Origin of the sequence: Noviherbaspirillum album, assembly GCF_035916955.1 — a bacterium.
GTDB lineage: Bacteria > Pseudomonadota > Gammaproteobacteria > Burkholderiales > Burkholderiaceae_D > Noviherbaspirillum > Noviherbaspirillum album.
Window position 1 is genome coordinate 83894 of the sequence record NZ_JAWIIV010000023.1, and the last position, 10663, is coordinate 94556.

7 protein-coding genes are annotated in these 10663 nt (G+C 58.3%); 4 read left to right on the forward strand and 3 right to left on the reverse strand.

The window, feature by feature from the left end:
* Window positions 1–204: 204 nt before the first annotated feature.
* Entirely contained in the window at window positions 205–453 is a 249-nt protein-coding gene (locus RY831_RS22510; RefSeq protein ID WP_326508620.1) for a hypothetical protein, read from the forward strand.
* 1139 nt (window positions 454–1592) lie between these two features.
* Here the strand turns inward: RY831_RS22510 and RY831_RS22515 are convergent.
* The gene (locus RY831_RS22515; protein ID WP_326508621.1) at window positions 1593–2609 is read right to left on the reverse strand and encodes a LysR family transcriptional regulator; all 1017 of its coding nucleotides are present in this window, start codon (window positions 2607–2609) and stop codon (window positions 1593–1595) included.
* 546 nt (window positions 2610–3155) lie between these two features.
* Here RY831_RS22515 and RY831_RS22520 point away from each other — a divergent pair.
* Together RY831_RS22520 and RY831_RS22525 are read left to right on the forward strand one after the other, a co-directional pair.
* A complete protein-coding gene (locus tag RY831_RS22520) occupies window positions 3156–5114 on the forward strand; it encodes a sensor histidine kinase (protein ID WP_326508622.1) in 1959 nt (652 codons plus the stop codon).
* Window positions 5107–6474 (forward strand): sigma-54-dependent transcriptional regulator, encoded by a 1368-nt coding sequence (locus RY831_RS22525; RefSeq protein WP_326508623.1) that lies wholly within the window; start codon window positions 5107–5109, stop codon window positions 6472–6474. The genes RY831_RS22520 and RY831_RS22525 overlap by 8 nt, the downstream gene beginning before the upstream one ends.
* Window positions 6475–6560: 86 nt before the next feature.
* Here RY831_RS22525 and RY831_RS22530 read toward each other — a convergent pair whose 3' ends face one another.
* The gene (locus RY831_RS22530; RefSeq protein WP_326508624.1) at window positions 6561–7466 is read right to left on the reverse strand and encodes a transporter substrate-binding domain-containing protein; all 906 of its coding nucleotides are present in this window, start codon (window positions 7464–7466) and stop codon (window positions 6561–6563) included.
* A 626-nt stretch (window positions 7467–8092) separates the two neighbouring features.
* Window positions 8093–8905, reverse strand: coding sequence for an amino acid ABC transporter substrate-binding protein (locus tag RY831_RS22535; RefSeq protein ID WP_326508625.1), 813 nt, complete (start codon window positions 8903–8905; stop codon window positions 8093–8095).
* A 679-nt stretch (window positions 8906–9584) separates the two neighbouring features.
* Between RY831_RS22535 and RY831_RS22540 the strand changes: the two genes are divergently transcribed.
* A complete protein-coding gene (locus RY831_RS22540; protein ID WP_326508626.1) occupies window positions 9585–10490 on the forward strand; it encodes a transporter substrate-binding domain-containing protein in 906 nt (301 codons plus the stop codon).
* Window positions 10491–10663 lie beyond the last annotated feature (173 nt).

The following is a 10663-nucleotide window of genomic DNA, read 5'->3' on the forward strand; positions in this document are numbered from 1 at the left end:
TCGAAGACGCCGACGCCAGAGCCGTCGAAGACGCCGACGCCAGAGCCGTCGAAGACGCCGACGCCCGAGCCGTCGAAGACGCCGACGCCCTAGCCGTCGAAGACCCCGCATTCGCAGCGTAATATCGATCCTAAAAACGTAAGTGCAGAAGATATCGCCTCAATCTATCCGTACACCGGACAGGAACATTTAGCCACGACGCCGATGACGCATCTGGTAAATGACATTAAGAGCAAGTCGGGTACGGATCAGCTTTATATTAGAATCGATGATGTGGAGGCGGCGATAAGGGATGAAAGCGATCCGGACAAAAAAGCCATCTTTCAATGGGTTCACGATCACTTCCGTTTAATTGACAAAGCAAAGGATGGCAACAATATCTGGCAAACAAATGATAGGGATGGTTTGATCGGCGCAGGCGACATAGAAAAATATTTTGGGTGGACCAAATAGGCAAAACTAGCGCCCGTCCATGAATATCCTCACGTACGGTGATGGAGAAACTGGGCAGACCGCTGTTCGAACGAGACCGCTGCAAGATGCCGGGCCGGCCGGCGCCTGCAGATTTCTGCAGGCGCCGCCGTTTTGCTTTACTCCACCACTGCGGTTGCCTCCATGGCCATGACCGGCGCACGTCCTTGCTGGCGTTCCTTGCCAGCCAACGCATTGTCGCGGCCTGCCGAGTAGATCCAGAGCCGCGACACCGTAGGCTTGCCGGGCCGCTGCCCGGTGGGACGTTCTCGATACAGNTGCTGGCGTTCCTTGCCAGCCAACGCATTGTCGCGGCCTGCCGAGTAGATCCAGAGCCGCGACACCGTAGGCTTGCCGGGCCGCTGCCCGGTGGGACGTTCTCGATACAGAAAGATATCCAACGTCATCGACTTTTGCGGCTGCCTGCCGTCGGCCGCCGCCAGGCACTACGCGACACCCTCCGTCACCATCGACTCCGGCAGGCAGAACGGTGGCACCGCCCCCCCCCTTGTCGCGGCGCTTCTTCCTGAGCGAGGACGACTGCCTGTAAGCCAGCGTGTATGACTGACTTGCCTGTGGCGTCGCAGGCACGGCGGCATGCGTTTTTATCCGGCACCTTCTGGGACGTGTACGCCAGTAGCGCCTACACATTGCCTGAGAATTTTCCCAACTAGGCGCATGGTCATCGAGAAGGCAGATACGAAACGCCGCATTCCCTTGCCTGCTCAACACAGCGATTGATGCAGCTCATTCCAGCGGGACTCAGGACTGGGCATATGCGATCGCGCCGCTAAGCTTCCACTTCACATCGCAGCCGCGTTGTATTCGCAGGCCCTAAGCGCGTTGCGCCTTAGGCTCATCATCAACTTCTCCAGGGAGGTCCTCATGACTATTGAAAAAGCATAGGTCGCCGGCGCCCGCCAGGCGGGCAGAATCGGCAAAGTTGTACTCGGGTTCCCGGGGACGCGGTTCCCGGGTTTTTTGAGATTCGAAGACAAGAGACGAAATGAAAACCGGAGTGAAGTCTGCGGCTCTATCCTTTCGGCCACCTCATTGGGTCGGCCTGCAAGCCAATGCCCGGACTGTGCGAAAAGGCACCCGGCACGCCCAGGCCGACGGCGCTAAATCGGGCAGGCCGCCCTGACCGCACCACTGGCACGAGGCGACTGCATACGGTGCGCCGGCGTCGCTTCGTTCGCGCGGGCAGCAGCAGCAGCGCCCTGTCGGTTCAGCAGATAACTCCACAGGCGCGAAACCGTCGGCTTGCCTTGCCGCTGCGCCGAAGGCGTCTCGCGATACAGGCGAATGTCCACCGCGGCATGCCAGCCGGCGCATCCGCCATCGGCGCGTGCCAGCTGCTTGCGAGCCACTTCCTGGGTCACCGCGGACTCGGGGAGGAACGCAATGCCATGCCCCTGCAGCGCCATCATCTTCAGACTTTCGGCCATATCGGTTTCATAACACTTGTCAAACGCCAGTCCGCACTTCTTGTCGCGCAGGAGCAGCTCGATCAGGTGGCCGAAAAAAGTGTTGCTTGAATAGGATAGAAACGGCACTGGCGCCGAACCGGCATCCGCGAGACTGAATGCGGGCTTGCCGTCCGGGCTGCAGCGTGCATAGGGCCGAAGCACCTCCTGCCCGAGCACCAGCATGTCATACCGGCCGGCGTCGAGCTGCACGGTCTGGCGCGGGTGGTGATAACACAACAGCAGATCGCAGCCGCCGTCCACCATGGTCATGACCGCATCGTGCACGGTCTGGTTGAGCAGGCGCACCGGAAAATTGCCGAAATCCTGCTGCACTCCCGTCAGCCATTGCGGCATATACGTCAGAGAAAGCGTATGGGGAGCGGCAAAATCGATGGTGGTCTGCACCAGCGGCTGCTTCGCCCCCATCGTGGTACGCACACCGTTGATCTGGGCCAGCATGTCCTGCGCCTGATCATAGAAGGCCTTGCCGATGGAAGTCAGCCGGGTCGGCAGCGCGGTGCGGTCGACAAGATTTGCGCCCAGCCATGCTTCTAGCGCCTGGATCCGTCGGGAGAACGCCGGTTGCGATACATGGCGAAGCTCTGCGGCCCGTCGAAAACTCTGGGTTTCCGCCAGCGCGATAAAGTCTTCCAGCCATTTTGTTTCCATTGTCTGCCTGCCTGTCTGATTGTTCATCCGCCGAGAGAGCGGCGTACTGGCACGCATGCCATCCAGTACACCGGCCGAGCCTTGCCGCCATGCTGCCTGCGCATGTACCAGCACAAACCATGCCAATTGATTTGCGCTGTCCCATGGTGCTATCAGCTTGTTTGCCATGCTGTCCCCGGCTGGCGAGCCGGCCTCGGTTTGCCTCTCCGCGCTTCGCGGCGGAATGGCGAGCAGCCGGTTCCGGCACGAGCCATCATGCGCAAGGGCATGTGCCTCAACGCGCAGTAATCCACACGCAAATCGCACCGAAGTGCGGATTGCCACACAGCGCGGCCGAAGTAAAGGCAGAAAACGGTCGCTTGAGGGGCGCCGCCCTTGGGCATGCTCCTTGCCTTTTACCTGCCCCTTGCCTGTCAAATTCATTCTCGCGTGAGCAACCGTCGCCCTGCATCGTTGAATAGTCGTCCGCTTTTGGTTACAGTGCGGACATGGCACCGCCTGGTTTCTGTCAAGGTTCTCGGTTTCACTGCAAGGATCCTGGCTGTCATGCGGCAGCACCGCGCCGGCTCGAAGTCATCGGCGCGGGGCACTATCTTCGCCCTGCAGAGGAATGTCTTGGAGTCATCGCAGAAGCACACCACACGACCCGGTTTCAACATCACCGCCTGGATCGTGATCGCCTTTCTCAGCCTGACCGCCGCCTGGACCACCTATCACTGGACGCTGCGCAAAGGCTATGCACTGCTCGACGATGTCTCGGTCCACCAGCTCGACCTTTATTTTGCCGGTCTTGAAAGCGAACTGGGACGGCACGAATATCTGCCGGGCCTGCTGGAACTCGATCCCGACATCCTCACCCTGCTTGACGGAACGGAAGACAAGGCCCTGGCCTACCGCGCCAACCGCTGGCTCGCGAGCCTCAGCGTGCGGGCCGGCTCGGTGGCGATATTTGCGATCGACACCAAGGGCATCGTGCGCGCTTCGAGCAACTGGTATCACCCGCAAAATCTTATTGGACAGAACCTGTCCAATGCGCTGTACTTTACCGAGGCCTTGAAGGAAGGCCGGTACCGCTATTTCGCACCCAATGTGGCACACGATGCGCCCGAGTTCTATTTTTCGCAGTCCATCCGGCGCAACGGCGCCGTCATAGGCGTCGCCGTCGTCAAGATCAGCCTGGCGCCGATCGAATCGACCTGGACCGCTTCGCTAAGCCATCCGCAGGGAGAGAAACTGCTGATCGTCGATGAGAACGACATGATCGTCATGTCATCGGTCGCCGACTGGAAATATCAAATTACCAATCTGGCATCGGTCCTGCTTCAGGAAAAGCCGCCGCATCCCGACGATGCAGTAGCCGACGAGTCCAGCAGCGAAGTCATCCGGCCGCTTGGCATGGTCATTGATCGCGCGCTGGAGCACGGCAATTACCTGGTGCGCATGCCGCGGGCCAATCCCTCCATTGCTACGCCTTCCTACATGACGCAGGAGCGCTTCATGGTGCGCACGGGCTGGCGGGTCATCACGCTCTCGGATGCCTCCGACGTCGTGCTAAATGCCAGGTATGCCGCGCTCGGCACCGGCGCGTTTACCGCCTTCCTCGGCGTGCTCAGCCTGTATGTCGCGCTGCACAGGCGCGCCATCCGCAGCCAGCTGATGGCGCGCAGGGCGCTGCAGCGGGCACATAATCAGCTCGAGCGCAAGGTCGACGAGCGCACCGCCGAACTGCACGAATCCAACCAGGAACTGATGCGCGAGATTGCCGAACGCAAGCGCACCGAGCAGGTGCTGCGGGAAGCGCAGGATGAACTGGTTCAGGCAAGCAAGCTTGCGGTACTGGGACAAATGGCCGCGGGCATCACGCATGAGATCAATCAGCCTCTGACCGCGCTGCGCTCGGTGTCGCACAACGCCAAGCTGTCCCTGCAGCGCGGTAACCATGAACGCATTGGCAACAACCTCGACGCCATGGTTTCGCTGGTGGAGCGGATGAGCCGCATCACCGCGCAGCTCAAGTCATTCGCGCGCAAGGCGCCCCTTACCATGGGCTCCGTTGTCCTCGCGCAGTCGGTCGATAACGTCTTGCTGCTGATGAATAGCCGCATCCGCTCGGAACAGGCCGTAGTGCATGTGGACCTGCCTGCCGGGCTGAGCGTCGTCTGCGATAATAATCGCCTGGAACAGGTATTGATCAACCTGTTCGCTAACGCGCTCGATGCGATGAAGGACTGTGCCCACAAGACTCTATCCGTGACGGCAAGCCGGGCCGGCGAACGCGTAATGGTTCGCATCGCCGACAGCGGCCCGGGTATATCCGACGACATCCTGCCTTTACTGTTCGAGCCGTTCTTCAGCACCAAGCCGGCCGGCGAAGGCCTCGGGCTGGGCCTCGCGATCTCGAGCGGCATTGTGCATGAATTCGGCGGCACACTGCGTGCCAGAAACGACAACGGCGCGGTGTTTGAATTTGATTTGAAGGTCACAGAGGAAGCTGCTCATGTTTGAGGGATTCAGGATACTGTTCGTGGAGGACGACCCGGCGGTGCGAAGCAGCGTAACGGAAACGCTTGAACTGTCCGGTTTTGAAGTGCTGCCCTGCGAATCGGCGGAAGATGCGCTGCAGCACATGAGCCCGGACTTTCCCGGCATCGTCATCAGCGATGTGCGCCTGCCCCGCATGGATGGCTTCGATCTCCTGCGCCAAGTATTGAAGACCGACCGCGCCGTACCGGTGATTGTGGTGACAGGCCACGGCGACGTTTCGATGGCGGTGCAAGCCATGCAGGAAGGCGCTTACGACTTCATCGAGAAGCCCTTTGCCATGGAGCGGCTGGTCGACGTGGCCAGGCGTGCGATGGAAAAACGCACATTGACCGTGGAAGTCGATGCGCTGCGCCGCCAATTGCAGAACAAGCAGGGGATCGACGCGGTGCTGCTCGGCGAGTCCGTATTGATGCAATCGCTGCGGCGCCAGATCCTGAACCTGGCGAGCACCTCGGCCGACGTCCTCCTCATGGGCGAGACGGGTACCGGAAAGGAACTTGTAGCACGCTGCCTGCATGACTACAGCAAGCGCAAGGATGGCAATTTCGTGGCAATCAACTGCGGCGGCCTTCCCGAATCGCTGTTCGAGAGCGAGATCTTCGGCCATGAAGCCGGCGCCTATACCAATGCCAGCAAGCGACGCATCGGCAAGCTCGAGCATGCCAACAAGGGCACGCTGCTGCTTGATGAAATCGAAAGCATGCCGATGGGATTGCAGATCAAGCTTCTGCGCGCGCTACAGGAACGCAAGATCGAGCGGCTCGGCTCCAACGAACAGATTCCCGTCGACTTCCGCATCGTTGCGGCAACCAAGGCGGATCTGAAGGAGCTGAGCGAACAGCACAAATTCCGTAGCGATCTGTATTACCGGCTCAATGTCGCCGTGCTTGAGCTGCCGCCGCTGCGCGACCGGCGGGAAGATATACCGATGCTATTCGAGAACTTCGTGCTGCAGTCGGCGGTTCGCTATGGGCGCGATGCTCCACCGGTGCAAGCTCATTATGTGCGCCAGCTGATGGCAAACGACTGGCCCGGCAATGTGCGGGAGTTGCGCAATGCGGCAGACCGCTTCGTGCTCGGCCTGCCTGTCAACCGCGACCTGCCGACGCAGCCTGCCGACGCCGCCCCGCTTACGCTGGCGCAGCAGATGGATATCGTCGAAAAGTCCCTGATCGAACAGGCGCTGCGCCAGCACCAAGGACGGCCCATGCCGGTGTGCGAGACGCTAGGTATTGCCAAGAAGACGCTGTACGACAAGCTGCACCGGCATGGCATCGTGATCGAACAGTTTCGAATTGCGAATGAAGCCGATGGATCATGATGTCGTTGCGGCCGCTGAAAGGCGGCTGCTTGAAGACCTGTTCCATGAACTCTTATCGCAAGCGACACTGCATAGATCCGAACCGGTCAGCGATAATCGTTCGGATCGCTTGAATCGGTAGGCTGTTCAATAAGCCGGCGAAATGCCGGCTTCATCGGCAGGGACAGATTGACCTTCTTCGGCGGGATGGGTGATTGGAACCATTTCTCGTAGAGGCGGGCCATGTCGCCTGATTTGAACATGCGAATGATGGTGCCGTCCGCGATTGATTTCAGGCCGATGTCCTGCTTGCGCAGGATGATGCCGTACGGTTCGATGGCGGTACCAAAGTCCTTGATGCGAAAACTGTCCGGTTTTTTCGCATTGGCCACGAACCCGTGCAGCAGAACGTCGTCCATGACGAAAGCGCTTGCCCGGCCGGCCTCGAGCATCGAGAAGGACGCCACATGGTCTCGTGCGGCGACGATATTCATGCCGAGACCGAGCGAACGGTTCAGCGCGACCAGTGAACTCATGCTGGTCGATCCCGCAGTGGAGACTACGGTTTCGCCGGTAAGATCTCTAACCTGGTCGATTCCGCTGCCGCGCTTGACCGCCATGCTTCCCGTGGCGACAAAAGTCGTGACGGTGAATGTCACCCGCTTCTGGCGTTCGGCATTATTGGTGGAGGTGCCGCACTCCAGGTCGACGATATCGTTGGCAACGAAGGAAATCCTGTTCGCCGACGTCACCGGCATGTACTTGATCTGCAGATCGGGTAATTGCAGTTTTGCTTTTACTGCCTCCACGATGCGATTGCAGATATCGATGGAATAGCCGATTGGCACGGGCTTCTTGTCGATATAGGAAAATGGCGCCGACCCGTCGCTGTAGCCGATGGTGATGATGCCGGTTTCCTTGACCTTGGTCAGCGTCAGCGAGGGTTCGACAGCCTTGCCCTCGGCCGAAACGCTCAATGCGCATGTTAAAACGATGACATAACCAAGCTTCATGATTTTAATTTTCTATCCTGGCAAAGTGTGCCTGCGCTGAAACGCCGAGCGCACATTATCCTACAACGGACCCGGTTAATCTCATACCTGCCGTGCTACTGCGCAGAGCGCAATGCAGCACGCCTGTTCCTCCTCGGTTCGCGGGACGGATCAATCCGATGTCTCTCGATGCAGAGGCCGGCATCCGGGCCGCGCTGACATTGTTAACAACGTATCGATGCCATTGTCTTTGCTTTGTTTTCAAAATTGGAAACGAGCGAATCAGTGGCGTAAATCAGGAACCGGTTGATGACAAACCAAAAACTTTCTAACAAGCACCGCTAGCATGGGCCAAAGCCTGCGAATATGCAATCCTGCCTTTCGGCTCGTTCAATTTCCATCTGCATTTCCCTGTACGGCAGTCCGCGAACGCCAAGCTATGAGTTCCTCGAATTCCGTTACATGACTGCAATTCCATTCGACACTGGCCCTTGCCTCTGCCCCTGACTGGCTCCTCCCTGTATCTCCCCGCCTTTAATGGCACCACAACTCCGGATTTGATTTGCTTAGCCGCGCTTCCGGCTACAAATGCAAGTCCGCGCCTGGTGAAGGCGGCCTGGGAGCGTGCGGACAAGCTCATGCGCTTCCTATTTCACGACGCCTGCTCCCAGATCATTTACCTTGTCCGTCGGATACTGAAACATTCCGCGCAGGATGTGACTCATCGGCATGTTCAGATTCATGCCATCCGGAGGAATCGCGCTTTTAAACCATTTGTCATACAGTTTATAGATCTCGCCGTCCTGAATGATTCTCGCCATTTCACGATCGATCACGGCCTTGAATGCGGAGTCGTCTTTAGGCAGCATGATTGCGTACGGCTCGGCAGACAAGGGGGCACCGACAACGGAGAACTGCTCAGGGTCGATCACGCCCGCTCGCAGGCCGTAAAGAACCACATCGTCCATTGCAAATGCGTCGGCCTTTCCCTCGGCCAGCAGCCGAAACGCCGCTGCATGATCCGCGGCCTCGATCAGCTTGATGTTGAGCGACCGGATCCTGTTGCGCTCCTTGACGAGCTCGATGGTTGTTGTTCCCTTGGTGATTGCAACACGCTTGTCGCGCAGATCTGGCCAGTCGCGGACACCAAATCCGGTGGAGACCAGCATCCGGGCCGTTGCCACGAAATGCGGAATGGTGAATTGCACCTGCTGGCGACGCTCCACGTTGTTGGTTGTGGTTCCGCATTCCAGATCGGCCTTGCCGTTGACGATCGCCGACACCCGGGTTGCGGAAGTGACAGGGAGGTACTTCACCTGGAGATGCGGCAGCTTCAATTCGCGTCGCACGGCATCGGCCAGCTTTGCGCAGATGTCTATCGCATAGCCGATCGGCTTGCCCTCGTTAACGTATGAAAACGGAATCGACGCGTCACGGTAGCTTAACGTGATGCTGCCCATTTCGCGGATCTTCTTCAGCGTATCCGCTGCCCGCGCATCGGGCACGTCGGCCAGTACGAATAAAAGTGCGCTCAGAACGGCATACCGGATGAATGTCATATTTTGCCTGTGAGGTTGAGGATTCCACATCTTCAGGTTAGCTGCCCGCATGCCAATGCCAGGACGATGGGCTGGCTGCGGTGCTTTCCCAACTTTTTCTTCACCCTAAGCATGCATTTCACTCGCGGCGGCAGCACTTACGGCAAAGCGGATGAGAAAGCCAGCATTAATCATGCCGGATGGCACATCTATCAAAAAAACTGCGTATCTATTTGATTAGAAGAGGAAAATATAAACAGCTCGGGCGATGAAACTGCTCGAGAAGAGCGGGATTCCACACGCATTTTTCCGGCAAGTGTGCCTATGCATACCGGCCTACGCTCCGATGCGTTTCACGCATCATCCAATGTCAACAAAGCATTGGATTGCCGACATCTCAATACCCTAGCATCCCACCAATCAGCAAACGAATTTAAATATTCGATAGGCGATGAAGCTGGCTAAAGCCAGCGATAAGGCACCGGAGCAGCACGCGTCTCGCCAGTCATTCCTTACCCGTTCAGAATGGTTTTAAAGGTCGGGATTATGAGTGGTGCTCTACCGGGCGGTATGCAGTTTTTTACAATCTCAAGGAGAAATCATGAAGGCAACGAAGCTATTGGCAGCACTGCTGGGCGCAGGATTTTTTGCAGGAGCCGTACATGCACAGGAAAGCCCCACGCTTAAGAAAATCAAGGATAGCGGCACCATTTCCCTGGGCGTGCGCGACTCTTCCATTCCCTTCTCCTATCTGGACGACAAGCAGTCCTATCAGGGCTATTCGATCGACCTTTGTCTGAAAGCGGTCAGCGCGATACAAAAGCACCTCGGCCTGACTCAGCTCAACGTCAAGATGAACCCTGTCACGTCGGCCACCCGCATTCCGCTCATGGCCAACGGCACCATCGATATCGAATGCGGTTCGACCACCAACAATGTCGAGCGCCAGAAGCAGGTCGCGTTCGCACCGACCACCTTCGTCTCGGGCAACCGCCTGCTGGCCAAGAAGACAGCCAACGTGAATTCCCTGGACGACCTCAAGGGCAAGACCCTGGTGTCGACCGCCGGCACCACATCGTTGCGCCAGGTGACCGCGCTCAATACCGAGAAGAATCTCGGCATGAACATTCTGTCGGCCAAGGACCACGCCGAGGCCTTCCTGATGGTGGAAACGGGCCGCGCGGTGGCTTTCCTGATGGACGACATTCTGCTGGCTTCGCTGGCCGCAACCTCCAAGTCGCCGGCTGACTACACGATTACCAGGGATGCGCTGCAGCTTGAGCCCTACGGCATCATGCTGCGCCGCGATGACCCGGGCTTCAAGAAGGTGGTCGACGATGCGATCGACGGCGTTTTCAAGTCGGGCGAAATCAACCGCATCTATGCGAAGTGGTTCCAGTCGCCGATTCCGCCCAAGGGCGTGAACCTGAACTGGCCGATGAGCGAGCAGCTGAAGAAGGTCATCGCCAAGCCGACCGACTCCGGCGATCCGGCTGCCTATAAATAATTTTCGGCCCTTTCCCGTCTTTTCAAACGTGCACGCTTTTACCGCGCAGGCTTTTCATATCGAGCCTGCGCGGCTTCGGAAACAAGAAAGCCTTCTATGAACTACAACTGGAACTGGCGCATCTTCTGGGAGCCGTCGCCCGACGCCGTCGGCACCTACATGGATACGCTGCT